The organism is Desulfovibrio ferrophilus, assembly GCF_003966735.1.
Lineage (GTDB): Bacteria > Desulfobacterota > Desulfovibrionia > Desulfovibrionales > Desulfovibrionaceae > Desulfovibrio_Q > Desulfovibrio_Q ferrophilus.
On the sequence record NZ_AP017378.1, the window covers coordinates 3592843 to 3618000 of the forward strand.

The 25158-nt window shown below is 56.6% G+C and carries 24 protein-coding genes; 7 read left to right on the forward strand and 17 right to left on the reverse strand.

Going from position 1 to position 25158, the window contains the following annotated elements:
• The first annotated feature begins 63 nt into the window (after positions 1-63).
• Together EL361_RS16365 and EL361_RS16370 are read left to right on the forward strand one after the other, a co-directional pair.
• Positions 64-573, forward strand: coding sequence for an acyl-CoA thioesterase (locus tag EL361_RS16365; RefSeq protein ID WP_126381045.1), 510 nt, complete (start codon positions 64-66; stop codon positions 571-573).
• A 25-nt stretch (positions 574-598) separates the two neighbouring features.
• Positions 599-901, forward strand: a complete 303-nt coding sequence (locus tag EL361_RS16370) for a Dabb family protein (protein ID WP_126381047.1) — start codon at positions 599-601, stop codon at positions 899-901.
• A 74-nt stretch (positions 902-975) separates the two neighbouring features.
• Here the strand turns inward: EL361_RS16370 and EL361_RS16375 are convergent, their stop codons facing one another.
• The 4 genes from EL361_RS16375 to EL361_RS16390 all read right to left on the reverse strand — a co-directional run bounded on the left by EL361_RS16375 (position 976) and on the right by EL361_RS16390 (position 5929).
• The gene (locus tag EL361_RS16375) at positions 976-1497 is read right to left on the reverse strand and encodes a chemotaxis protein CheW (RefSeq protein ID WP_126381049.1); all 522 of its coding nucleotides are present in this window, start codon (positions 1495-1497) and stop codon (positions 976-978) included.
• A 105-nt stretch (positions 1498-1602) separates the two neighbouring features.
• The gene (locus EL361_RS16380; protein WP_126381051.1) at positions 1603-3606 is read right to left on the reverse strand and encodes a HAMP domain-containing methyl-accepting chemotaxis protein; all 2004 of its coding nucleotides are present in this window, start codon (positions 3604-3606) and stop codon (positions 1603-1605) included.
• A gap of 375 nt (positions 3607-3981) precedes the next feature.
• Positions 3982-5529 carry a DUF4139 domain-containing protein gene (locus tag EL361_RS16385; protein ID WP_172961807.1) on the reverse strand — a complete coding sequence of 516 codons (1548 nt, stop codon included), beginning with the start codon at positions 5527-5529 and terminating at the stop codon, positions 3982-3984.
• Between the two features lie 58 nt (positions 5530-5587).
• The gene (locus tag EL361_RS16390; protein ID WP_126381055.1) at positions 5588-5929 is read right to left on the reverse strand and encodes a hypothetical protein; all 342 of its coding nucleotides are present in this window, start codon (positions 5927-5929) and stop codon (positions 5588-5590) included.
• Positions 5930-6145: 216 nt separating this feature from the next.
• Between EL361_RS16390 and EL361_RS16395 the strand changes: the two genes are divergently transcribed.
• The 4 genes from EL361_RS16395 to budA all read left to right on the forward strand — a co-directional run bounded on the left by EL361_RS16395 (position 6146) and on the right by budA (position 10316).
• Complete coding sequence (locus EL361_RS16395) at positions 6146-7303, forward strand: sensor histidine kinase (RefSeq protein WP_172961808.1); 1158 nt, start codon at positions 6146-6148, stop codon at positions 7301-7303.
• Between the two features lie 3 nt (positions 7304-7306).
• The gene (locus tag EL361_RS16400; RefSeq protein ID WP_126381060.1) at positions 7307-8776 is read left to right on the forward strand and encodes a sigma-54-dependent transcriptional regulator; all 1470 of its coding nucleotides are present in this window, start codon (positions 7307-7309) and stop codon (positions 8774-8776) included.
• Between the two features lie 235 nt (positions 8777-9011).
• Entirely contained in the window at positions 9012-9254 is a 243-nt protein-coding gene (locus tag EL361_RS16405; RefSeq protein ID WP_126381062.1) for a hypothetical protein, read from the forward strand.
• 261 nt (positions 9255-9515) lie between these two features.
• Entirely contained in the window at positions 9516-10316 is an 801-nt protein-coding gene (gene budA, locus EL361_RS16410) for an acetolactate decarboxylase (protein ID WP_126381064.1), read from the forward strand.
• Between the two features lie 118 nt (positions 10317-10434).
• Here the strand turns inward: budA and EL361_RS16415 are convergent, their stop codons facing one another.
• From EL361_RS16415 to EL361_RS16450, 8 genes are all read right to left on the reverse strand, one after another.
• Positions 10435-11736 carry a phenylacetate--CoA ligase family protein gene (locus EL361_RS16415; RefSeq protein WP_126381066.1) on the reverse strand — a complete coding sequence of 434 codons (1302 nt, stop codon included), beginning with the start codon at positions 11734-11736 and terminating at the stop codon, positions 10435-10437.
• Positions 11737-11807: 71 nt separating this feature from the next.
• Complete coding sequence (locus EL361_RS16420) at positions 11808-12542, reverse strand: ABC transporter ATP-binding protein (RefSeq protein ID WP_126381068.1); 735 nt, start codon at positions 12540-12542, stop codon at positions 11808-11810.
• Between the two features lie 2 nt (positions 12543-12544).
• Positions 12545-13324 (reverse strand): ABC transporter ATP-binding protein, encoded by a 780-nt coding sequence (locus EL361_RS16425; RefSeq protein ID WP_126381070.1) that lies wholly within the window; start codon positions 13322-13324, stop codon positions 12545-12547.
• Positions 13317-14279 (reverse strand): branched-chain amino acid ABC transporter permease, encoded by a 963-nt coding sequence (locus EL361_RS16430; protein WP_126381073.1) that lies wholly within the window; start codon positions 14277-14279, stop codon positions 13317-13319. The genes EL361_RS16425 and EL361_RS16430 overlap by 8 nt, the downstream gene beginning before the upstream one ends.
• A 4-nt stretch (positions 14280-14283) precedes the next feature.
• Entirely contained in the window at positions 14284-15165 is an 882-nt protein-coding gene (locus tag EL361_RS16435) for a branched-chain amino acid ABC transporter permease (protein ID WP_126381075.1), read from the reverse strand.
• A gap of 7 nt (positions 15166-15172) precedes the next feature.
• Positions 15173-16312 carry an ABC transporter substrate-binding protein gene (locus EL361_RS16440; protein ID WP_126381077.1) on the reverse strand — a complete coding sequence of 380 codons (1140 nt, stop codon included), beginning with the start codon at positions 16310-16312 and terminating at the stop codon, positions 15173-15175.
• Positions 16313-16387: 75 nt separating this feature from the next.
• Positions 16388-16582 carry a hypothetical protein gene (locus EL361_RS16445; RefSeq protein ID WP_126381079.1) on the reverse strand — a complete coding sequence of 65 codons (195 nt, stop codon included), beginning with the start codon at positions 16580-16582 and terminating at the stop codon, positions 16388-16390.
• A 262-nt stretch (positions 16583-16844) separates the two neighbouring features.
• Entirely contained in the window at positions 16845-17984 is a 1140-nt protein-coding gene (locus tag EL361_RS16450) for an ABC transporter substrate-binding protein (protein ID WP_126381081.1), read from the reverse strand.
• Positions 17985-18160: 176 nt separating this feature from the next.
• Here EL361_RS16450 and EL361_RS16455 point away from each other — a divergent pair, with 176 nt between their 5' ends.
• A complete protein-coding gene (locus tag EL361_RS16455) occupies positions 18161-18586 on the forward strand; it encodes a GNAT family acetyltransferase (RefSeq protein ID WP_126381083.1) in 426 nt (141 codons plus the stop codon).
• 95 nt (positions 18587-18681) lie between these two features.
• Here the strand turns inward: EL361_RS16455 and EL361_RS16460 are convergent, their stop codons facing one another.
• The 5 genes from EL361_RS16460 to EL361_RS16480 form a co-directional block, all read right to left on the reverse strand.
• Positions 18682-19608: an ABC transporter substrate-binding protein gene (locus EL361_RS16460; RefSeq protein WP_232034816.1), complete on the reverse strand. Its 927-nt coding sequence runs from the start codon at positions 19606-19608 to the stop codon at positions 18682-18684.
• Positions 19609-19693: 85 nt separating this feature from the next.
• A complete protein-coding gene (locus tag EL361_RS16465) occupies positions 19694-21169 on the reverse strand; it encodes an aldehyde dehydrogenase family protein (protein WP_126381088.1) in 1476 nt (491 codons plus the stop codon).
• Positions 21166-22830, reverse strand: a complete 1665-nt coding sequence (gene betA / locus EL361_RS16470; protein ID WP_126381090.1) for a choline dehydrogenase — start codon at positions 22828-22830, stop codon at positions 21166-21168. Before betA ends, EL361_RS16465 begins: the two co-directional genes overlap by 4 nt.
• A gap of 24 nt (positions 22831-22854) precedes the next feature.
• The gene (locus EL361_RS16475; protein WP_126381092.1) at positions 22855-23640 is read right to left on the reverse strand and encodes a FadR/GntR family transcriptional regulator; all 786 of its coding nucleotides are present in this window, start codon (positions 23638-23640) and stop codon (positions 22855-22857) included.
• Positions 23641-23991: 351 nt separating this feature from the next.
• Positions 23992-25065 (reverse strand): TOBE domain-containing protein, encoded by a 1074-nt coding sequence (locus EL361_RS16480; protein WP_126381094.1) that lies wholly within the window; start codon positions 25063-25065, stop codon positions 23992-23994.
• Between the last annotated feature and the right edge of the window lie 93 nt (positions 25066-25158).

Sequence of the window (25158 nt, forward strand, 5' to 3'; positions counted from 1 at the left end):
TGCAGCTCAAATATTTATATGCGCAAAGGTGGCGAGCCAACTGACTTCTCAGAAGGAGCAGCCATGAAAGGCAAGACCAGCAAGGAATCGTGCATTACCCTCTCGCAACGGGTGCTCCCTCAGGACGCCAACCCTGCAGGCAATGTGCACGGCGGTGTGATTCTCAAGTACATTGATACCGCAGCCGGAACCGTGGGCATGCGCCACGCCCGGGGGAATGTGGTCACCGCCTCCATCGACAGGATGGATTTTCTGGCCCCTGTTTATGTGGGCGAATTGGTGACCTTCAAGGCCTGTATGAATTATGTCGGCACGACGTCCATGGAGATTGGCGTGCGGGTCGAGGCTGAGAATCTGCTTACCGGCGAAGTCCGCTATACCAACTCCGCGTATTTGACTTTTGTGGCGCTGGACGAACACGGACGGCCCACTTCTGTTGCTCCGTTGATTCTGGAAAATGAGGATGAGGAGCGTCGCTGGCGCGAAGCCAAAGAGCGCCGCAAGGCACGCTTGGCAGAAAAGGCCCGTGAACGTTGCTCCCAGGACGGCGGAGCTCAATGCAAATCGGACTGAATCTGAAACGACAGGAGATGGACAGATGCTCAAGCATATCGTCATGTGGCGCTTAAAGGACGAGGCCGAAGGGGCGACCAAGGCTGAAAATGCAAAGAAGATGAAAGAGATGCTAGAGGCGCTACCGGCCAAGGTGGCTGGTGTGCTGAAGCTGGAAGTTGGAATCAATGTGGTCGAATCCGAGACCTGTTCCGACGTCTGTCTGTACAGCGAATTTAACAACCTTGAGGAGATGGACGCCTATCAGGCCCATCCCGAGCACCAGAAGTGTGTGGCCTTCATCAAGATGGTGGTGACCGAGCGGCGCGCCACGGATTATGAGTGCTAATGGTTGAAGACGTGATTATGAAGAAGGGCGGCCCATAGGCCGCCCTTCTTTTTTGATGATTCAGGCAAGCTGATTTAGATCGCCTCGGCTGTTGCTTCTGTCTGGCTATCCAGATCTTCTGCAGTCGCCAGCACCGCGAGTTCCTCGCTGGAGAAGATGCGGTTGATATCCAGGATGATCACGAACTGGTCGTTCTGTTTGCCCATGCCGCGAATGAAGTCCGTGCGGATCGATGTGCCCATGCGCGGTGCAGGTTCAATGCTCTCGGGCATCATTTCGAAGACCTCTCGTACCGAGTCCACCAGCGCTCCAAGGACAGCGGATTCACCGCCCAGATCGACCTCGGTAATGACGATGCAGGTGTCTACCGTATCGTCCATGGAGGGCATTCCGAATTTGCACCGCATATCCACCACGGGTACGGCGTGTCCTCTCAGGTTGATGACCCCACGCATGAAGGGGGGGGTGCGCGGAATGCGGGTGACCGAGGCCACTTCCAGTACTTCGCGGACCTGCGTGATATCCAATGCGAAGATTTCCTTATCCAGGCTGAACGTCAGGTACTGGTTGGTCTCATCGGTTTGTGGATTGCTCATGCCTTCACTCCATCTCTGTTCGGTTGCTTGCTTTCCAGCTTGACAGTCCCCTGTCCGGAAAGGTGGACATCACATATCGTATCCGATGTGAGGATTTCTGTCAGCCTAGAAGCGTTCGAATTCATCATCTCCTTCATCCGAACTCATATCAAGAGCCAAACCGCCATGAGATGACTGTCTCGGTTTGACCGATTCGTTACGTTCCGCAGGCTGAGGCGTCAGCTTTCTGGGAGGAGCGGCCTGGGCCGTTAGCAACCGGCTGGGACCTTGATTCTGTGTGGCTCTGCCATCCAATCTGAAGAAGCCGATGGTGCCCTGCAACTGGGTGGCCTGACTGGAGAGTTCTTCGGACGTGGAGGCCATTTCCTCTGCCGCCGAGGCATTTTGCTGAACAACCTGGTCAAGTTGCTGGATGGCCTTGTTGATCTGATCGGCGCCGGAGTTCTGCTCGTTGCTGGCCGCGGCAATTTCCTGGACCAGTTCTGCGGTCTTGCGGATATCTGGGACCATCTTGGTGAGCATTTCACCTGCTTTTTCTGCGATCTCGACGCTGCCCGTGGACAGTTCGCTGATCTCTGCAGCAGCAGAGCCGCTGCGTTCGGCCAATTTACGGACTTCGGCGGCAACAACAGCAAATCCCTTGCCATGCTCACCAGCCCGGGCGGCTTCAATGGCGGCATTCAGAGCCAGGAGGTTGGTCTGCCGAGCAATTTCCTCGATGATGTTGATCTTGTCCGCAATCTGCTTCATGGCCAGAACAGTATCGGTTACCGCCTTCCCACCGGACTCGGCATCAGAGGCTGACTGAGTGGCGATACGTTCCGTTGTCTGGGCGTTTTCGGCATTCTGACGGATGTTGGAGGCCATTTCCTCCATGGAGGAGGAGATTTCTTCGACGCTGGCCGCCTGTTCGGTCGCTCCTTGAGACAGGCTTTCCGAAGATGCGGACAGTTCCTCGGAACCTGTGGCCACGTTTTCGCCTGCAGATTGTACATCGCCGACCACATCGGCCAGCTTGGCAACCATTTGTTTCAGAGCGGCGGCCAGTTGTCCGATTTCGTCTCTTTGGTCAACGTCAACAGTGGCTGTCAGATCGCCTGCTGCGATGGCCTGCGCAAAGGCCACGCCTTGACGTACGGGGCCGGTAATCGCGCGGGTAATGATCCAGGCGGCAAGAATGCCGATGATAAGAGCCACGGCTGCTCCGATGAGGATCATCATGTTGCTCTGTTGGATTTCGGCTTCCATTTTTGCGGTCTGATCCTTGTGTGCAGCCGCGCAAATGGCTTGAGCCTGCCGTGCGGAATCAATCATTTTGTCATTGGCCTGGGCCTGTGCGGACAGCGCCGTATGATAATCATTAATGGCTTTGGAGTAACCGCGAAGTTCGAACAGGACTCGATCAATCTGGGCTATGTTTTCAGCGTTTTTGTATTTGCTGCGTTCACCACTGGCCAAATCCAGAGCCTGGTTGATGTAGTCGAGGGTCGCTTTGAAGGCTGTTTCATCAGCGCTGCTCATGAAATACAGGGCCTTGATGCGTGCGTTCAGAAAGAGCTTGATCATCCGGTTGGCATTGTCGGCCTTGCCGAGCTTGTCATCGACAATAATTCTGGACGCGTTGGCGCGGGCCCGGATTTGTGCCAACTGTTGCTTTTGCTCGGCCCGAATAGATTCGATTTCATTCAGTGCACGTATGGCGGAAGAACCCATAGATGCAAGCAACTCCGCACGCTGGTTTTCCAGAGTGACATAGCTGTTGAAGGCCTGCTGGTAGCCTTGAACTGCCTCAGTGATCTGATCGATCTGTTCCTTGTTGTTTTGGGCGTTGAATTTGGACTTCAGATCGGAGGCATTGGAGAGGAGCTCTTTGATGGATTTGGCGTGTTCATCAAGGGAAAGCTGGTCCTTGCGGAGTATGAAATTCTTTTCCTGAAGTCGAGCCTGTTGGATGTCCTTGACAATGAGGTTGACTCCGTCCGCCTTGTCCACACGGTCTTGCACAGAATTCATGCCGTTTAGACCCACCCCTGCGACGAGGGCGGTTAGCGCGAGGACCACGATGAATCCCAGAGCCAGTTTCAGGCCGAGTTTCATGTTCTTGAACATTTGTTGACCCCTCCTTGTAGTGTTGTTGTGCAACTGCAGTTGGTCGTCCCTGTGTGAGGCCGGTACACGTGTACAGAGATCGGCTCGGGTGGGAATTTTTGGGGTACGACCTGTCTGTGCTGTACGGATTGAGTATACAGCGTGTAATATACTACAAGATGTGTTCCAAGTTCATTCAAGTGGAAAAACTAGTAAAATTAGTTAGTTGAATGGATATGTTGAAATTTAAGGATGGAATATCCACCGGAAGTGGAGGATATGTCAATAAAAGTTGGACAAATTCCAGAAAAAGTAGAGATTTACCAACTAGATAGGTATGATTCTGGCCGTCTCACCTTCGATCCCAGAAAGATCGAAGGTGAGACGGCCATGGACTCAGCGACCGCCGAGATCCAGAATCATGTCTTTGGGATAGGTGATGCTATAGCCGTATTCCAAATCAGTCTTTTGTCCGGGGTTGAGTTTGAGAGACCAGATGGCCAATCCTCCTGCCTCTTCATCGGCATCAGGCAGGCGTTTTTCAAGTTCGATACGTTCGTCACCGATCTGGGGGATGCGTTCTTCAATGCGCATAGATACGGGAATGGATTTGGTGTTGTTGATGGATACCCGCCAGTCCCAGGAGTGTGATTTCTTGGAGCTCAGGAATCCGGCCTCACCCGATTGGCGTGCCAGAGGGATGCGACGGACTTCCAGCTGGGGATCGGTTCCGAAGAACAGTTCAGACTGCTTGGTATATAATGCAAAGGATGCCTTGCGAACCATGGCGGAATCCAGGAGGTAGGTCGCCGGGCCGTTCGGATATTTGGGGGCGGAATCGAATGTGAACGCAGCATGGGTGTAGGCGCCTGGGCCCACAGCAGGTCGGACGAGATAGTCAAACTTCGCTTTCCAGGACGTCTGCTCCATGAGGATGCGTTTTCGGCTTCCCGAGTCGAGACTGGTACGCCCAGCGTCGTAGGAATCGAAGATGCGTCCCTCGCTACGGACCGGGGCGCTGGCTGGCGCTCCGGCAGCCATGAGGGCCAGGGGCTCTTCCATGGCATTGTCGCTGAACATTTCCTTGGTTTTGCGCAGCATGGGGGCATCGGGACGAATCTGCCAGGGAGGCAGAGCCCCAGGGGCATGTCCGCCCCTGAATTCCGCTGTTGCCAGGGTCACGGCGACATCGTTCCAGGTGGTACCGGAGTTCTGCCAGAGTTCAGCATCCCAGGTGAAATCGACCACGCCGGTATCCGGCTTGGCATTCAAGGTGTAACGAGGGGTCCAGCCCGCAGTATTCAGGCGGTATGACCATCGAAGCTTGGCCTGTTTTGCTGCCTTGCCTGTCAGGGTGACGGTCGCCACCAGGATACGAACACTGCCGCCGGTCAGACGTTTCAGCTCCTCTTCCAGTTCCTTGATGGTTTTGGCTTGGCTTTTGATCTCGCGCGACAGGGCCGAAGCCGCTGCGAGCTCGACCACAAGCCCTTGGCGGACGGCTGCTGCCATGCCCGCCGCATCCGAGGCCTTGGGGCCTTCCTTGCCAGAGATGGATCGCCAGTAGGCCGCAGCCCCTTCGTGAGCGGAACGTTTGTCTACCAGCTCCTGACGTTTGGCTTTGGCCTGGCTTAATTGCCCGTGAACCATCTTGATACGGCCTTCATCTCGGCGCTCGACACTGAGGACAGAGACATCCGTCGGGGTGAGGCCGGAGCTCCCCTCCGGGGAGATGCGCAGGCTTGCCGGGTCTGTTGCTGCGGGCAAAGTCAACGTGGCCTTGTTCAGGCCCGCCTCGGCAGTCAGCTGGACTGTTGCGAGTTCGGTGACCACTCCCGAGTTGGGATACAGGGTCACTGCTATGGGCTGGGCCAGCGCTGTCAGCGGTGCCAAAATCAGGAAAAGCAGAACTGACGTGGCCATCGTGCGTTGAAGAGCCGTCATGAGGAACCTCCCTCGGCTGCTGATTGCTGGGCGGGTCATATGGCTTATGTTCTTAGAATCAGGCGCCCAGCTGAAAATCCTTTTGGGTCCATGTCTTGGAGCCGAATTCATAGGATTTCAATTCGACACTGCCGTGATTGTCCCATTTTTTGGACAAAAGAACACCCTTGCCGGACTCGATGATCTGATCAGCCACAAGATCAAAGGTGGCCAATAAGTTGTCTTCATCCTCTTCGAACATGGGCGAAGGACCGGAAATCCAGACTGTGCCAGTGTTATCGTCAAGGTACTCGTATGATACATCGGGAAATGCGCTTTTGAGAAGCTTGCTGATCTTGCTGTATTGCCATTCGCCGATTCCGTAAATCCAGCCTTCGTAGGTGGTGGTCCCGTTTTCCATCGTATTCCTCGCCGAGTTTTCGTGTCAGTCGCTCCCCAGTGGAGCGAACAGTCCTGTCATACAGCTTCGGGGTGACTTGCTCAAGAGGTTCGGGGGTATAGCCAGGCGCTGGTGTCAGAACCTGATGAGGTGAGATATCTTTTACATTCCAGTAAAATTTGCTATGTATAATTAAATTAGACGAGGGTCTTATCCGGGATGCTCAGAGATAATCATATGGATCATAGCAGAATTCTTGTCGCAGAGGACGAGGCCATTATTGGCAAGGAAATTGAGTTGACTCTCAAGGACCTTGGGTATGATGTGCTTGGTGTTGTTCCCACCGGTGAAGAAGCCATTGAACGTGCCCTCAGTGAGCAGCCTGATCTTGTGCTCATGGATATCATGCTCGCGGGCGATATTGATGGCACCGAAGCGGCCGCGCAGATTCGGCGTCAAAGTCATATCCCCATCATTTTTTCCACAGCCTATACGGACGATGAGACTCTGGCGCGGGTCAAGCCCACGGCTCCATATGGTTATCTGATCAAGCCTTTTGACCAGACAGACTTGCGGATCACCGTGGAGACCGCTCTGTACAAGAGCGATATGGAAGAGAAGCTGAGGGTAAGCGAACATCGCCTGCGTCAGGCTCAGAAGCTGGAGGCAGTGGGTACACTTGCCAGCGGCATTGCCCATGATTTCAACAATATTCTGTCCGCGATTATTGGATATTCCGAAATGGGGCTGTCCAAAGTGGATGAATCGGACTCTCTGCACAAAATGCTGGATCGTATCAACAAGGCAGGGCGGCGTGCCAAGGATCTGGTGCAGTTGATGTTGGATTTCAGCCGTCCAGCCGGGAGTGACCTGGATTTTGTGGACCTGGGCGCGATTGTTACTGAAGCCATGGACATGCTGTCGCCATCGTTGCCTGCTGGTATCCGTACGGATTTCTCCCCTCCTGGTACACCATGCCTGGTCAGGGCCAGTTCCACTCAAATGCACCAAGTTGCTTTGAATCTGCTTAAGAATGCAGTGGATTCCATGGCTCAGACAGACGGCACGCTGAGCGTCACACTGGAGAGCGGGATCAGAGAGGACCCGGAAGGTGTTGTCTGTTTGCCCATGTTCGACAGGCTCGTCGAGCCTGGCTGGCAGGATTGTGCTTGTGTGAAAATGGTTGTGCGCGACACGGGCGGTGGCATGGCCGAGGATGTTCGCCGCCGGGCTTTCGATCCGTTCTTCACCACTAAGGCTTCGGGCGAAGGCACAGGGATGGGGCTGGCTGTGGTGCACGGTATTGTTCAGAGTTATGGGGGCTGGATCGGCCTGGAAAGCGAGCCGGGGCGTGGTTCGATGTTTACGGTTTGTTTGCCGCAGGCGGGGGAATAGACGATGGCGAATGTTCTCGTGATTGATGACGACCAAATGATCTGTGAGATGATTGCGGATATAGTTCAGGACGTCGGACATCACTGCGATCTGGCGCGATCCATCCGCGATGGTTTGGTCATGGCGCAGTCCGGGAAGTACGATGTAATCTTCCAGGATGTGTATCTGGCAGATGGTATGGGGTTGGATATTCTGCCCCAGCTCAAGGACGCCCCTGGTGCGCCGGAAGTGGTGATCATTACCGGCGCTGGCGAGGCACATGTGGCTGAGCGTGCCATGCGTGAAGGAGCCTGGGACTTTGTGGCCAAGCCGCTGGACCTCGAAGGGGTGATTGGCCCCCTGGAGCGCGCCCTGAAGTTTCGGGATGAGCGGCGTCGCCCTGCCGTGAAAAAGACAGTGCGCCGTGAGGGGATTGCTGGTTCAAGCCCGTTGATCCGGGCGTTGTTGGACACCGTCGCCATGGCTGGTGAAAGCGGTGCCAGTGTGCTGATCACCGGCGAGACCGGTACAGGCAAGGAATTATTCGCCCGGGCTATTCACGCCAACAGTCCGCGTTCGTCCATGCCGTTCGTGGTGGTGGATTGTGCCTCACTGCCTGAGACTCTTGTGGAATCCATTCTTTTCGGACACGTCAAAGGAGCTTTTACCGGAGCAGACAAAGCCCGTGATGGCTTGGTCAAGTTGGCTGACGGAGGAACGCTCTTTCTGGATGAGGTGGGTGAACTGCCCTTTGCCATGCAGCGTGCTTTTTTGCGTGTATTGGAAGAGCGCATGTTTCGGCCAGTTGGGAGCAAAACTGAATTGAGCAGTGATTTCAGGCTGGTGGCAGCCACCAATCGTCATCTCGATGAAATGGTGGAGCTTGGTGATTTTCGCAAAGATTTATTGTATCGCATCCGGTCTTTTTCCATTGAGTTGCCTCCACTCAGGGAACGGGTTGAGGATATCGAGGAAATAATCACTCGGCACATGTCGCGCATGGCGACTCAGGGGCGGTTCCCGCTTAAGGGATTTTCTCCGGAATTCGTGCATGCGTTGTCATCCTATCCCTGGCCGGGCAATGTGCGTGAGTTGGTCCAATGCCTTGAGCGTTCATTGGCGGCGGCGCATGCCGATAAAACCCTGTTTCTGACTCATCTTCCTGAGAACGTGCGGGTCAGCTACGCCCGGACATTGGTCAATCGGGAGGGCATCAGCAAGCCCCATCCCGGCACTGCACCCGTGATGAGGCCGGCTTCGCCGATGGCTGCGAGCGAGGCCGGACAGCAGCCGTTGAGCCCCGCACAGTCCGGGGCTATCGAGCCGTGGAGTTCCTTCCGCGAACGCATTGTGGGACAAGCCGAGAGCGAGTATTTTGAACGACTCATGGCCTTTACCCATGGCAATGTTAGGGAGTCTTGTGAGATTGCCGATGTTTCCCGGGCGCGACTGTACCAAATTCTGCAAAAGCGCGGAATCAAGCGCTCGCATTGAGCATATCCTTCGCGATTGTCTATTAAACTTGGACAATCTCCGTCTTATTTGTCTTTTAAAGTTAGACAATTCCTGTTCGAGTATACAGAAGAATGTTTCACTGTGCGCTGTGAAACCGGTTTGCCTTCCTTTGATGAACCCCCAGTTCTCTGTTTTTGTTTGGCTTCTCAATTAATCATATCGATTTTTTGAAAGTGGTACGCATCTTGTTATAGAGAGAGTGGAGGGCGAGACAATGAGTACAGCAATTAATATTCAGAATCTGGCAGAGAAGGCCGAATGCGGAGGCGTTGCCCTGGAAGCTGCGAGGCTGTGTACTGTTTGCTGGACCGTCCATGACACTGAAGACTGCCCGGAATGTCGTGCTCGCCAATGGCTGTATTTGGCCCCCCTGCTGCGAGGCTTCGATGACATTGGCGTTTCGGATATGCTTCGGCAGACCCTGCTCAATAAGGAAGTTGAATACCGGCTCATGTAGCCGAATATATTTGGTCTGTAGGCGTACCTCCTGCGTAGCCTGCAGATCTGGTGAGACGGCTCCCCCCCTATAAGGCCGTCTCGCTCCCCCCCGATGCCGCCTTCTCTCCCCCCGAGAAGGCGGCTTTCTTTTTGGTTCCAACATAATGAATCAATTGACTTTTGATTTCATGTGAAGCCTTTTCGAACAGAGATTGTTTCACGGGCTTTCCATTTGCCCGCAGGGTTGGTATTGAACGTCCATCCTGGGAGGGGTAACCACATGAAACGAACGCGTCTGTTGTTAAAAATCATACTGGGTGTCGTCCTGTACGCCCTGGCCGTGCTGACCACAGCCGCCGCAGTGAAGGCCGAGCAAGGAACGGACACTCTGTTCCAGGTTTCGACCATCGATGCCTTGCTGGATGGGGTCTATGACGGGGCTATGCCTGTGACGCAATTGACTGCCAAGGGCAATGCAGGTTTGGGGACGTTTCACGCTTTGGATGGTGAAATGGCCGTGATCGACGGCATTGTCTACCAGGTCCGGGCGGATGGTTCGGTGCGAGTGGCACAACCCGAGGCGAGTACTCCCTTTGCGGCGGTGACCCCCTTTGAGGCCGATTTCGAATTGACCCTGGGCAACGTAGCCTCCATGCGCGAACTGACTTCGGCTTTGGAATCCCTGCTGCCCAATCCCAATATTTTTTATGCCATCCGGGCCACAGGCCGGTTCAGCAAAGTCAAGACGCGCAGTGTGCCCCGTCAGGAGAAGCCTTATCCTCCGCTCAAGGTGGTGGCTGCCAACCAGCCGGTGTTCCATTTCGCCGATGTTCCGGGTGATATTGTGGGCTTCTGGTCGCCTGCGTTCGTCAAGGGTGTGGGGGTGCCTGGGTTCCATTTGCACTTCCTCAACGCTGAGCGCACAGGAGGGGGGCACATGCTGGATTGTTCCTTCGAGAACCTGACCCTGACCCTGGACGCGACACCTGCCTTTACCGTTGTCCTGCCTCAGAGTGAGGACTTTGCTACCACCGACCTTGCCCGTGACCGGGCAGAGGACCTGCATAAGGTTGAGAAATAGGACTTTGGTTCGGAAGTCTCGAGGGTCGCTTTGGGCGCCTCGAGATCCAGAGAAGAATTGAAAATGGCCGCCTCCCTCGTGGAAGCGGCCCTTTGTTGTGTGCGATTGCAGATGGTTGTTACAGCGTGCGTTTATCCACGACGCGCTGAGTCTTGCAGGCATCCGTGTCAAAGAGGCTGGAGCGTTCCACGATACGGACGTCGAAGCCTACACCCAACACGGATTCCAGGCGCTTGCGAATGGTGGCGCACATCTGTTGGTGCTTCTTGATCTCGTCGAAAAATTCATCGGTGGCGGCTTCCACCATGACCGTGCCCTTGTCCAGCACGCCGTCCCGTTCCAGAATGACCTGATAGCAGGGGTCAACGCCTTCGATCTGAGCCAGCACGTTTTCCACCTGTTTGGGGTACACGTTGATGCCCTTCAAGATGAACATGTCATCCGTACGGCCCTGGATGCGATCGATGCGCATGTGCGTCCTGCCACAGGGGCATTGACCGGGGATCAGCCGTGTCAGATCGCCAGTGCGGAAGCGCAGCATGGGGAAGGCTTCCTTGGTCAGGGTGGTCAGCACCAACTCGCCCACTTCACCCTCGGGGACCGGCTCTAGGGTCTCGGGGTCGATGATCTCGGCCAGGAAATGGTCCTCGTTGATGTGTAGACCACCTCGCTCCAGGCATTCGCCAGCAACGCCCGGGCCCATGATTTCGGACAGTCCGTAGTTGTCCGTGGCCGTCAGCTTCAGGCCATCCTGAATGCGACCCCGCATGGCCTCGGACCAGGCTTCGCCGCCGAAGAGCCCCCGTTTCAGAGTCAGGGCGTTGGTGTTGATGTCCTGTTTGCGCATGGCCTCGGCCAGGTACAGGGCATAGCCCGGAGTGCACAGCAGGGCTGTGGTTTTGTAGTCTTGAATGATCTGGATCTGGCGGTCGGTGTTGCCAGAGGAGCTTGGGACTACGGAGGCTCCGAGCAATTCGGCCCCGTAGTGGAAGCCGAAGCCTCCGGTGAACAGACCGTAGCCAAAGGCGATCTGGACCACATCGTCCTTGGTGACGCCGCCAGCGGTGAGCACGCGCGCGGCCAGTTGCGCCCAGCGCTTGACGTCGTTCTTGGTGTAGCCCACCACCACTGCCTTGCCCGTAGTCCCGGATGAGGCATGCAGGCGCACGACTTCGCGCATGGGGACAGCGAACATGTCGTAAGGGTAGTTGTCGCGCAGATCGGATTTGCTGGTGTAGGGCAGTTGACGCACGTCATCGAGGGTGCGCACATCGTCCACATCCAGGTCCATGTCCTCGAACTTCTTGCGGTAGAACGGCACATTGCGCGACAGGCGGTACAGCGTTGACTGTAGCCGCTCAAGCTGAAGCTGGGTCAGCTCGTCGCGGCTCATGCATTCGTTCTTCTTGTCGAAGTACATTCAAGGCTCCTTGATTCGAACGTTTCCCTGGTCAATGACCCTGGGGATGTCCGGGGTACGACCCCGGTAATTTATTGATTCACGTCCAGGTCGCGGCCCAGATAGGCGCGCTGTACATCCCTGTTTTCCAGTAATTCCTCACTCGGTCCCTGGAGGATAATGCGTCCTGTCTCCAGAACATAGCCGCGGTCTGCACTGCGCAGAGCCATGCGGGCGTTCTGTTCCACCACCAGCACGGTCAGGTCGAACCGGTCACGCAACTCCCGGATATGGCGAAAGATCTCGCGGGTGATCTGCGGAGCCAGGCCCATGCTGGGTTCGTCCAGCAACAGCACCCGGGGCCGGGCCATGAGCGCACGACCAATGGCCAGCATCTGCTGTTCGCCGCCGGACAGGGTCCCGGCGGCTTGATTGCGGCGCTCACCCAGTACCGGGAACATATCATACATGGCCTGGATGTCGCGGGCCACCTTGGCGCGGGACTTGAGGGAGAAGCGGTTGAAAGCCCCGAGGAGGAGGTTGTCTTCGACCTTCATGGGTTTGAAGACCAGCCTGCCTTCGGGCACATGCGAGACGCCCAGCTTGACGATGGTGTTGGCTCGGGCGCGGGTGATGTCTTGTCCGTCGAATTCGATAGTGCCTTCGGTCGGACGATTCAACCCGGAGATGGTGGTCAAGAGCGTGGTCTTGCCCGCTCCGTTGCCGCCGATGAGCGCCACGATCTCGCCTTTGTCCACGTGCAGGGATGCGCGTTTGACCGCATGGATCTTGCCGTAGAATACGTCGATATTTCTGAGTCTCAGCATGGCTAGGTCTCGTCATCCTCGCCCAGATAGGCCCTGATGACCTCCGGGTTTTTCTGCACTTGCTGCGGTGAACCCACAGCAAGGTCCTTGCCGTAGTTGAGCACCATGATCTCATCAGAGATGCCCATGACCAAATCCATGTCATGTTCCACCAGGACCACGGTCACTCCCAGCTCGCTGCGGATGCGGCCGATGAGTTTTCCAAGGGCCTTGGTCTCTTTCATGTTCAGTCCGGCGGCAGGCTCGTCCAGCAGCAGCAATTCGGGCTCGGAGGCCAGGGCGCGCGCCAGTTCCATGGCCCGTTGTTGACCAAAGGCCAGGTCACCGGACGGGGCCTGGGCCAGTTCCGCCAGTTCCACGAATTCTAGCTTGTTCATTGCCAGTTCGGTGCAGCGGCGCTCCTCGCGGTGATAGCGTGGGGTCTTGAGCAGGCAATCCAGCACCGAGTATTTCACATGACGGTGGCAACCGGTCATGACGTTCTCGATGACCGACATGTTGGAGAATACTTCCAGATTCTGGAAGGTGCGCACCACGCCGGCCTGACCGCGCTTGTATGTGGGCAGGTCCGTGATTTCGTTTCCAGCAAAGCCGATATGGCCTTCATTGGCCTGGACCATACCGGTGATGGCGTTGAGCAGGGTGGTCTTGCCCGCGCCGTTGGGGCCGATGATGCTGGTCACGGCGCCTTTTTTTGCATTGAAATTCACGCCGTCCAGGGCCACGACTCCGCCAAAGCGGACGGTGACGGCTTCGCAGGCGAGCAGGGGGGTGCTATTCATGGGGCACCCTCCTGGCCATGGCCGCCTTGAACAGTCTGGTGATGCCACCCGCGATTCCATCGGGCAGGTACATCATGCCCAGGACCAGAATGCCACCGTAGAGCAGGGTTTCGATATCTTCGAAGGCCCGCAGAAATTCCGGCAGCACGGAGAGAAAGATAGCGCCCGCCACCGCGCCCCAGACATTGGCCATGCCGCCCAGAACCACCATCACGATGAGTGTGACCGAGAAGTGGAAGCCAAAGGAGGATGGGGCCACGAAGGACAGATAGTGTGCGTAGAGCACGCCCGCCACGCCTGCGTATCCCGCCGAGAGCACGAAGATGAAACGCTTGTAGGCGGCAATGTCGATGCCCGAGACCTCGGCGGCTTTTTCGCTGGTATGGATGGCGCGCATGGCGCGTCCGATGCGCGAGTCGATGAGATTCAGGGACAGCAGAACGATGAGCGTCAGCACCCCCGCCACCAGAAAATAGTAGGACAGGTCGGATTCAAAGGCGAATCCGAACAGCTCCAACCGGGGGACTCCCACGAATCCGCTGGGGCCACCGGTCAGCTCGATGGATTCATTGAAGACGATGTAGACGATGAGCCCGAAGCCTAGGGTTGCCATGGCCAGATAATGGCCCGACAGCTTCAGCGTGGGGATGCCGATCAGATACGCGGTGACGACAGTCAGTAACACACCTGCCACAAGTCCGGCCTCCATGGGCCAGCCGTAGGTGGTGGTCAGAATGGCTGTGGTGTAGGCAGCAAGGCCATAGAAGGCACCGTGGCCCAGTGAAATCTGCCCTGCATAGCCCAGCAGCAGGTTCAGCCCGATGACGATGATGGCATTCAGAAAAGCCAGGATCAGGGTGCTGACGTAATAGTCGTTGGTCAGCAGAAAGGGCAGGGCTGCCGCCAGGGCGGCGAACATGGCAACGCCGAGGGTGTTTTTTTTGCCTGTTGTCATGGCCTTACACCCGGTCCGAGCTGGCTTGGCCAAACAGGCCCGAAGGCTTTACGAACAAGAGCAGCAGCAGGATGATGAAGGTGAAGGCGTCTTTGTAGGCCGAGGAGATGAACCCGGCTCCAAAGGATTCCAGCACGCCAAGGATGAGTCCGCCCGCAGCCGCGCCGAAGGGGTTGCCCAGACCGCCAGTGATACATGCGGCAAAGCCCTTCAAGCCAAGCAGGATGCCCACATCGTAGCTGGTCAGCGTCAGTGGTGCGAGGATGGCTCCGCCCACGGCGCCAACCAGTGCCGAGATCATGAAGGACAAGAGCACCATGCGCCGGACGTCGATGCCAACCAGAAAGGCCGCTTTGACATCATAGGAGCAGGCCAGCATGCCCTTGCCATAGATGGTGCTGGAGAAAAACAGCTTCAGGCCGGCCAGCATGGCCAGAGTGATGGCGAGTACCCAGATGGTCTGGGGCAGCATGGCCGCGCCACCGATGTGGATGGGCTGCATGCCTGAAAAATGTGGCAGGGCAAAGGTGTCCTTGCCCCAGGCCAGCATGGCAAGGCCCCGGATCAGAATGGAAACGCCGATGGTGATGATGATCAACTGAATCACACTGGCGTTCTTGACCGGACGGATTGTGAAGCGCTCGAAGACCGCTCCCACTGCCACGGACACCATCACTGCCAGTACGATGGCCGGGACCAGGGCCAGGCCCAGCGCCTTCATGAAGAAGACGCTGAGCATGCCCCCGAGCATCACGAACTCGCCCTGAGCGAAGTTGATGACACCCGTGGTATTGAAGATGATGGTAAAACCCAGTGCCGTCAGGCCGTAGGTACTGCCCACGGTCAGGCCGGACACCAGGTATTGCAGTATCGATGCGAGATCCATGTTCCGATTACCTTTGCACCTTCCAGTCGCCGTTCTCGATGGCGACCATGACGAAGGCACTCTCGTCCAGACCATTGTGCTCGGTCTTGGAGAAGTTGTATTCACCAGTGGCACCAACGTAACCAGTGATGGATTCAAGACTGTCGCGGATGGCCGAAGGGTCTGCGGAGCCGGCCTTCTCAATGGCGGCCTTGACCAGCATCAGGGCATCGTAGGCATAGCCACCGAAGGTGGAAACCGGGATGTTGAACTTGGTTTCATAGTCCTTCACATAGGCCGCGAGTACGGGCTGTTGGGGATGATCGGCGGGGATCTGGTCCACTGCGATCATGCGTCCGGCAGGCAGCATCAGGCCGTTGGCGGCTTCTCCAGCCAACTCGATGAACTTGCGGGAGGCAACGCCGTGGCTCATGTAGAGCGGGGTGGCGATACCCAGTTGCACGCGGTTCATGGCGACAACGGCGGGACCGGGGTTGGTGCCCCAGCAGATGATGGCGTCAGGATTCAGGCTCTTGATCTTGGTCAGCTGGACGGTCATGTCCGTGTCTTTGGGGCCGTACACCTCATCGGCGATGAGGTTCATGCCCCCTGCCGGAACCAGTTCCTTGAGTACAGCACGACCGGCCTGACCAAAGCCGTTGGAGACGGTCAGGATGGCGATGTTCTTGAGCCCTGCAGCCTGAGCATGAGTCAGGATTTTTTGCACGGCATGGCGATCGGTCTGGGGGGTCTTGAAGACCCACGGGTTGACGGGCTTGACGATTTTTTCAGCCGCGGCACAGGACACCAGCGGGGTCTTGGCCCGGGGGAACTTGTTCATGATGGCCAGAGTATTGCCGGAAACGGTGGGGCCGACCACGGCAACCACACGGTCTTTCTTGATGAGTTTGTCGGCGGCGAGAACGCATTTGTTCACATTGGTCTCATCGTCGTAGATGACCAATTCGATCTGTTTGCCCAGAATACCGCCGCTGGCATTGATCTGTTCTTCGAGCAGCAGCAGGGTGTTCTTTTCGGGCTCACCCAGAAAGGATGCCGGGCCGGTGACGGACAGCACTGCACCGATCTTGATGGTTTCGGACGCAGCCGCCGCAGTGGCGATCATCAGGCACAGGGCCAACAGAATCATAGCGCGCATGGCTTTCATGCGGGTCCCTCCTTAGGGGAAATGGATAGAAGAAAAGGTCGGGCGTTGTGCACCCGGGATCGAGTTCGACTGGGCTTAGTGTATAAAACTAAAGATGCCGCCCGTGCCCGCGAAACCCCGGGATAGTCGCCCGGAGAGCCCGCGGACAGGAGCGGGCAGAATGTCCCAGGTGCCGTAGGCACTCGTCGTGGTGGTGGAGGAACCGGCAGGGGCGAAGACACGCGCAAGGCCGCGATGCGGTGCGGTTGCGTGGTCTGCGAAGCGGATCATGTCGCCCTCGTGGGTTGATGGTTGCCGGTATTCTAAAGACAGGAAACTGCCGGCGGGAAACTGTCCCGGTTCGGCAGTATGAATCATTCTTGTCAAATCAGGATGGTTATTGTCAAGCAAGGGTTCCTGATATGTCAGTAGTTTCAAGGCCAGAGAGTGGGGGGAGGCGTTCCTGGCCCGATGCCAGGAACGCCTTCCGCCTTCGCCGCGGAGGTGACGAGTATGGTGTGCCTCTGGGGGGTGGGAGGCGTGCTGAAGCTGGTTAGTGGACGATGGTCCAGTTGCTGTTCTTGATGGCAACCATTTCAAAGGCGTCCTCGTTGAGGCCGTTGTGATCATTGGCTGAGAAGTTGAAGATACCGGCAGTGCCCACAAATCCGCTCAGCTTCTCCAGGTTGTCGCGGATGGCCTGGGGCTCGGCGGAGCCGCCATTCTCGATGGCCTTCAGCGTCAGCACCAGGGCGTCATAGCCATGGCCGCCAAAGGTGGAGACCGGGGCCTTGAACCTGGTTTGATAGTCCTTGGCGTAGGCCGTAAGCATGGGCTTTTGCGGATTTGCATCTGCGATCTGGTCGGCCACGATCAAACGTCCGGCAGGCAGCATGATGCCTTCGGAGGCCGCGCCAGCCAGTTCGATGAATTTCTTGGAGGCCACGCCATGGCTCATGTAGAGCGGGGTGGTGATGCCCAACTGTACGCGGTTCATGGCAACAACGGCGGGTCCGGGGTTGGTTCCCCAGCAGATGATAGCATCAGGGGCCAGACTCTTGATCTTGGTCAGCTGGGCAGTCATGTCGGTATCTTTGGGTCCGTAGACTTCGTCGGCAACCAGCTGCATACCCTGCGCAGGGACAAGTTCCTGCAGGACGGCACGTCCGGCCTGGCCAAAACCGTTGGACACGGAAAGGATGGCGATTTTCTTGTATCCTTGGGCGGTGACGTGCTTGAGGATTTTGGTCACGGCATGACGATCGGACTGAGGTGTCTTGAAGACCCATGGATTGACGGGCTTGACGATCTTTTCAGCAGCAGCGCAGGAGATCAGCGGAATTTGGGCCTTGGGGAATTTGCCCATGATGGCAAGGGTGTTGCCGGATATGGTGGGGCCGAGCACAGCGCAGACCTTGTCCTTCTTCAGAAGCTTGTCCACGGCGAGTACGCATTTGTTCACGTTGGTCTCGTCATCGTAGATGATGAGCTCGACCTGCTTGCCCAGAATCCCTCCCTTGGCGTTGATCTCTTCGACAAGCATTTCCATGGTGTTGCGCTCGGGCTCACCCAGGAATGAAGCCGGACCAGTCACGGAGAGCACGGCGCCGAGCTTGATGGTTTCCGAGGCCATGGCTACGGCGGCCAAGGCCAGAATCGACAGTGACAAAATGATCATTCGCAAGGTTTTCATGCCGTCCCCTCCGCTATGGGAATTGATGGGTGTTGAAAATAGTGATGAACTATGATTTATAATCGATGATCTGTCAAATGGCGAAGGGAGCGGTTGTTCAGAACAGCCCAGGGGCTTGAGAAAACTATGAATTCGACGCATCATCGGAGGTGTGACGTTCATGGATTGGAGGAGTAATGAAGGCGAAGATCAGGATTTTTCAGGAAGGGGATCAGGAACCGGTGATCGGGCTTTGGCGGGATTGCGGGTTGGTCGTCCCTTGGAATGACCCGGCCAAGGACATTCAGCGTAAACTGGAAGATTCGCCGGAACTATTTCTCGTAGCTGAAACCGAGGGATTCGTTGCGGGGTCGTGCATGGCGGGCTATGACGGGCATCGGGGCTGGATTTTCTACATGGCGGTACAGCCAGATCAACAGGGTTGCGGTATTGCCCGCGCCTTGTTGGATCACGCCGAGACGGTGCTTAAGGAACGCGGTTGCCCCAAGGTTGAACTGATGGTGCGCGACACGAACACCAAGGTCCTCGAATTCTATCGGCACTTGGGCTACAGCGATGAGCCAGTCAAGGTGCTTGGTAAGCGATTGATTCCGGATGAGTAGATATTTTTTGGAAGGGAATAGCGAGGTAGAGCATTCAAAAAGTCTCCGGGTAGGATTTCCCGGAGGCTTTTTGAGTTGGTTTGGAGAGAGCGGAGTTAGTTGTTTTTCAACCAGGCTTCATACGCGACCAGGGCGGGCTTGCCGTCTTTGGTCGTGATTCCTTTGAGCCATCCGCGGTACGCATCCGGGTTCTGTTTGACCCAGGCCAGACCTGCGGCCAGGGGCTTCAGGTCTGGGTTTTCATACATGCGGGTCATGATCTGGTTCATCATGGACAGGGGGAATTTGAATTGCTTGACGAAAGCCATGACATTGGGCTGTTCGGCGTCGAACCCTTTGCGATAGTTGGTGTAGACGGTGGCCAGACCGTCGTTGCCGCCAAAGGTGTCGTCCGTGCTGCCGGTGAGGTAGCCGATGTCCATGATCTCGTTCATGTAGTGCGGAGTCCAGCCCAGGAAGATCGCCCATTTGCCAGTGCGGATGCAGTCCTTGACCTGACCCAGCATTCCGGCTTCGCTGGAGGGGATCAGTTCGAATGAGCCTAGACCGAACATGTCTTTGTCGATCATGGCTTGAATGATCTCGTTGCCGTCGTTGCCTTCCTCGATGCCGTAGATCTTGTGATCCAGCTTGTCGGCATACTTTGCGATATCGGAAAAGTCCTTGAGACCACCTTTGATGACATAGCTGGGAGCGGCCAATGTGTATTGGGCGCCATCCATGTTTGCCACGGATTTCACCACGGATCCGTCATCAAAGTAAGGCTGAGCGATGCCGGTCATGGAGGGCATCCAGTTGCCGAGAAAGACGTCGGCTTCGCCGGTGGCTATGGATTTGTAGGCAACGGGTACTGAGAGCATGTAGTTTTCAGCGTCGTATCCAAGGGCTTTCAGGATGCTTACCCCCAGCTCGGTCTTTACCGTCACGCCCGTCCAGCTGACGCTGGCAAAACGAATGGTGTCGCGGGCGTGAGCCGCTACTGTCAGTGACAGAAGCAGTAAAAGAACCATCAAGGCTGTCAAGGGAGCTTTCCTTGAGCAATACATCATTTCTCCTCTGTTATGATTATCGAATCAGCCACACCTGTACGGCAGATGCGCTGTTAACCTAGCCACCGAACCAGTTCAGTGATTTTGGGGTCAGGTTTTGAAAGACATGTTTTGTTTCCAGGTATTCTTCCAGTCCGGCCCGTCCGAGTTCCCGGCCAATGCCCGACTGTTTGTAGCCGCCCCATGGGGCCTGCACGAAGTAGACGTTGAAGTCATTGATCCATACTGTCCCGAAACGCAGGGCGCGGGATACGCGTTGCTGACGCGCCGTATCGGTCGTCCAGAACCCGGCGGACAAGCCATAGGTCGTATCGTTGGCCAGAATTATGGCTTCTTCCTCGGTCTCGAATCGTTCTACGGTAATGACCGGTCCGAAGACTTCTTCCTGAACGATGCGCATCTCGCTGGTGCAGTTCGTGAACAGGGTGGGGGTCACGAAGAAGCCGTTTTCAAGTTCTTTGGCGTCGGGGCGTTTTCCACCGGTCAGCACAGTGGCTCCTTCCTCCTGACCGAGCTTGATGGCGCGCTCTACTTTGTCTCTGTGTTGCTCGGAAATCAGTGGTCCCATCTGTGTCCCGTCGACCATTCCGTTGCCAATGACGATTCGTTCCATTTTGGCGCGTAGGGCCGAAACAAAGTCGTCGTGGATGGATGATTCAAGCAGCAGGCGCGCCCCGGCGGAGCAGATTTGTCCGGCGTGGAAGAAGACGGCGTTGAGGGCATAGTCCACGGCTGTCTCGATATCTGCGTCGGCAAAGACGATGTGTGGGTTTTTGCCGCCCAACTCCAGAGCGATCTTCTTGGCATTACCGCTGGCTGCCTGCATGATCTTGCGTCCGGTTTCGATGCCGCCGGTAAATGAGATCAGATCGACGTCCAGGCTTTCAGCGAGTTCCGCGCCCACGGGATGTCCTGCTCCCAGCACAAGGTTGACCACTCCTGGCGGGAAGCCGACTTCCTGTGCCAGTTCCGTGATGCGGATGGTGGTCAGCGGGGTGATTTCGCTGGGTTTCATGATAATGGTGCATCCCGCAGCAAGGGCCGGAGCCATCTTCCAGGAAGCCTGCAATAGCGGGTAGTTCCAAGGCGAAATCTGACCGCAGACCCCCACGGGCTCGCGCACGATGGTGCTCGTGCTGTCCTTGATGGGGCTTTGCACTGCCGAGTCGGCCATGTCGGATTCAACAATGTCGGCGTAGTAGCGGAAGATGCCGGCGATATCGTCCATGTCCCAGCGGCTTTCCTCAAGGGTCTTGCCCGTGTCCAGACTCTCCAGATGTGCCAGTTCTTCACGGTGCTGCTCTACGGCGTCGCCAAGAGCGCGAACCAGGGCAGCCCGTTCGGACGCTGCGAATCGGGGCCAGGGGCCGGAGTCAAAGGCTGCGCGGGCAGCAGCAATGGCATCCTGCGTGTCTTTTCGCGTGGCTTCGACCACGGTGGCGATCACTTCCCGGTTGAAGGGGTTGATGATCTCGCGAGTGCCCGTACTGCGGCCTGTGGTCCATTGACCGTTGATGAATAGGCCCTGGTTCATGACTGGTCTTCCTTGGCTTGAGGCTGATGTTTGTAGAAATCGGCCTGTGAAGCTTCCAGGGGGGTATTGCCCAGAATGATGTCGGCAGCCTTTTCGGCGGTCATCATCACCGGAGCATAGATGTTGCCGTTGGTCACGTCGGGGAAGACCGAAGCGTCGACCACTCGCAGGTTCTGCGTGCCATGCACCTTGAGCTTGGCGTCGACCACCGCCATGTCGTCGTAGCCCATCTTGCAGGTACAACTCGGGTGGTAGGCGCTCTCGCCCTCGCGGGCCACAAAGTCCAGAATTTGCTCATCGGTCTGTGCGTCTGCGCCGGGAGCCAGTTCTTCGCCTCGGTAGCGATCAAAGGCAGGCTGTTCCATGATGTTTCTGGTGCAGCGGATCGCCTCGACCCATTCACGTCGCTCCCGTTCGGTAGACAGGTAGTTGAAGAGGATGGAGGGATGCTCGAACGGGTCGGCGGACTTGAGTTTGACATGACCGCGCACGTCGGAATTCATGGGCCCGACATGGCATTGGTAGCCGTGTCCCTGCTGGGGCGATGATCCGTCGTAACGGATGGCCACGGGCAGGAAGTGATACTGGAGGTTGGGGTATTCGACCTCGTCGTTGCCGCGGATGAAACCACCGGCTTCGAAATGGTTGGTGGCTGCGGCCCCTTTGCGCCCAAACAGCCATTGTGCACCGATCCAGGGTTGGTTGTACCATTTTAGCGCCGGGTACATGCTGACGGGTTCTTTGCAGGAATACTGGACATACAGCTCCAGATGATCCTGGAGATTTTCGCCCACACCCGGCAGATCCACTACGGAACGGATGCCGAAGTGATTCAACTCGTCGCCGTTACCTACGCCGGAGAGCTGCAGCAGCTGCGGAGAGTTGATGGCACCGCCACAGGAAATAATTTCACCTGCATAGGCCTTGTGCAGCTTTCTACCGCGTTTGAACTCAACACCGACGGCTGTGGTGCCCTCGAACAGAATGCGCGTGGCTTGGGCCCGGCACTTTACGGTCAGGTTCCTGCGGTTCTTGACTGGATGGACGTAGGCGCGGGCAGCGTTGTGTCGGCGGCCGCGATAAGTGGTGCGCTCGAATTTGCCGAACCCTTCCTGCTGATAGCCATTGACGTTGGAGGTCAGGGGGTGTCCGGCCTGTTGGGCTGCCTGGAAAAAGGCATCGAACAGCGGGCTTTCGCAGTCGGGGCTGGTCAGGTACATGGGGCCGTTCGCGCCCTGATAGCCGTCGGACCCGGACAGACTGTATTCGAAACGTTGGAAGTAGGGCAGGCAGTGGCTGTAGTCCCAGTCTTCAAGGCCTTTGTACCTGGCCCATTTCTCGTAATCCATGGCGTTACCGCGGATATGGATCATGCCGTTGATACAGCTGGAGCCACCAAGGACCTTGCCTCGGGGCTGATAGATGCGCCGTCCCTTCATGTGGGGTTCCGGCTCAGACTCGTACCACCAGTTGTAGGTCTTGCTCTGGAGGGGGTAGGTCAGGGCGGCAGGCATGTGGATACGGAAATCCATTTTGAAGTCTGGCAAGCCAGCTTCCAGAACGAGAACATTGGTTTTGGGGTTCGCGCTCAGGCGGTTGGCCAGCACACTGCCAGCGGAGCCTCCGCCCACGATGATGTAATCATATTTATTGGTCGTCATTCTTTCTCCTGATTGTTCCTGAAGCTAAGCCGAGGCAGATGTGTCCTGGCCTGTATTACCAAGCAGTTCGGTCACATCGGATGGTTGTTGATGGGCGGTTTCCACGCACTCGCGGAGGAGCAGATAGTGCCTGCCGATCAGGGCTGTGCACTTCAAGAGATCTCCATCGACGATGGCTTGGGCTGTGTTTTGCCAGTTGCGAGCGGTCTGCTCGCGAAATTTCTTGTGCGCATAGAGGGCATAATCCTGGGAACTGAATCCGAGTTGCAGCGCCCCCATGACCCATTCAAAGACGGGGTTGCCGCTCATCTTTGCGAACTGGATGTTGAGTTCTCTGTCCATTTCGCCCAACAGGTGCTGGTCAAGGTCCGGCGAAAGGGCAAGTTCACCCAGTGCCCTGGTGCCATCCAGCAAGGCCTGCTTCTCATCCTCGGATGCATTGATGATGGCCAGCGCTGCCAGAGTGCGGTCCATGCTCTCGCGAAAGGCAATCACATGCTGGGGGTCAATCTTGTTTTGCCTGAGGAATAGGGCCAGGGATTCACTGACATTGCTCATGTCGATGTGTTTAACGTAGGTGCCGCCCTTGGCTCCCTTACGTACTTCGACCATGCCTTTCTGGCGAAGCACTCTAAGAGCTTCGCGAATGACGCCGCGGCCCGTCTTGAACAGGGTCTGCAGTTCGCGCTCGCTGGGCAGGCTTTCGCCGGGCAGGACCTTGCCGCTGAGGATGGCGGCTTCCAGTTGCAGGGCCACGTCTTCACTGGCGCGGCCGGTCTGTGCGGGGGTGAATGTCTGAGTGTCGATCATGCTTCTTTGGTCTTACCATTAAGAGAGGTTTTAAGTAACGCAGAGCCGCCTTTGCTCAAATTATTGCCAATATATTGGACTGATATGAATCTGGCGGTTTTTTTGCTGGAGTGGCTTGGCTGAAATGGTAGGACCATTGTGCAGGGCTAGACCCGATCTGTCAACCCTTAGACACGGGCAAGGCCGCGAGGGGAAGCATTGCAATCTGTTGGAGAGGAGGGGCTTTAGTGGCAGGCCTTGAACCGTAGGGAGGTTCCGGGGAGGGGTTGGAATGCAAACGGAGAGGGTGACACCATGAGGTGTTACGCTGAGGGAGGCTGAGTGCCAGTTGGTTGTGAGGTCCTGAGGGTGTTATTTCTCTACATTCAGGATCACAGCGTGTGCAGGAAACAAAGCCCAGGCCTTGTCGCCGGGAGTCAGGTTGAGTCGTTGCGCGCTGGAGCGGGTCAGAGTGGAGCAGATCAATGAACCATCGGTCAGACGCAGGATGGCCTCCGCCGCCACCTTGCCAAGCGTGATCTTTTCCACCGTGCCGAGCAGCAGGTTGGAGATGCCGAGCTGCGGCTCCTCTTCACCCAGTGCCAAGTGTACATTCGGGGCTTTGATTTGGGCCGTGAGATATGCCCCTTCGCGGATGTCGAGTCTGTCCAGGCTGTCCATGGTGATAACGGAGTGGATGTTGAATCCGCCGAGGGTCTGCAGGCTGATTGCGGCCTGGATGTCTCCGCGTCCTATGCTGTGTACCTTGGCATAGAATTCATTGCGCGCACTGGTCTTTCGACCATTTTCACGATCCAGAAATTGGCGCAGAATATGTTCGCGGTCCTGTTGCGGTATGTCCATCAGGGAAACGGCAGTGCTTGTTGCTGTTTGTCCCATGGCCTGTTGTACGACGGGCATGGGCACTCCCTCGCGCATGAGTTCCACGGCCCTGGAACGGCGAATCGCTGAAGGATTGCCCGCTTCCTTGGGCAGTCCGCACGCTTGAGCCTGCTCGTAGAATTTGCGTCGTACATGTGCCGGATCAACGTCAAAAGGGCGTTCTCCGGTTTTGAGATTCAGGACTTCGTCGAGTTGCTGCCAGAGGTTGGCTGGCAAAGGGATCCAACGCGACTGTCCCAATCCCGTCAATCTCATACGCCCCCGAGCAAGATCCAAGTCGTCAGTTTCCAGTGCCGTGATCTCACCGAGTTTGGCTCCCGTGGTGCGAATCAGTCTGAAGATGAGCCAAATTCTCTGCCTTGATTCCTTGATGTCACGGCGCTTGGGCTGGTCGGCCCATTGGCCGAAACTTTGGTCCAGACGCTCCAGTTCCAACGTGTCCAGGCAGGAAGCTCCGCTGCTTTGATCCGGTGTCTTACTGGATGGATCAATGTCAACGGGGGGGCGACGGGGGTGAGACTCGGTGTGTGGTGATTCTGCCATGGATGCTCCAAATGCTCTTGCTGTTGAATTCACCAGTAGAAAAATTCATGAAAAATAGAATGACAATCAATTATAGGATCGATATATGGTTAT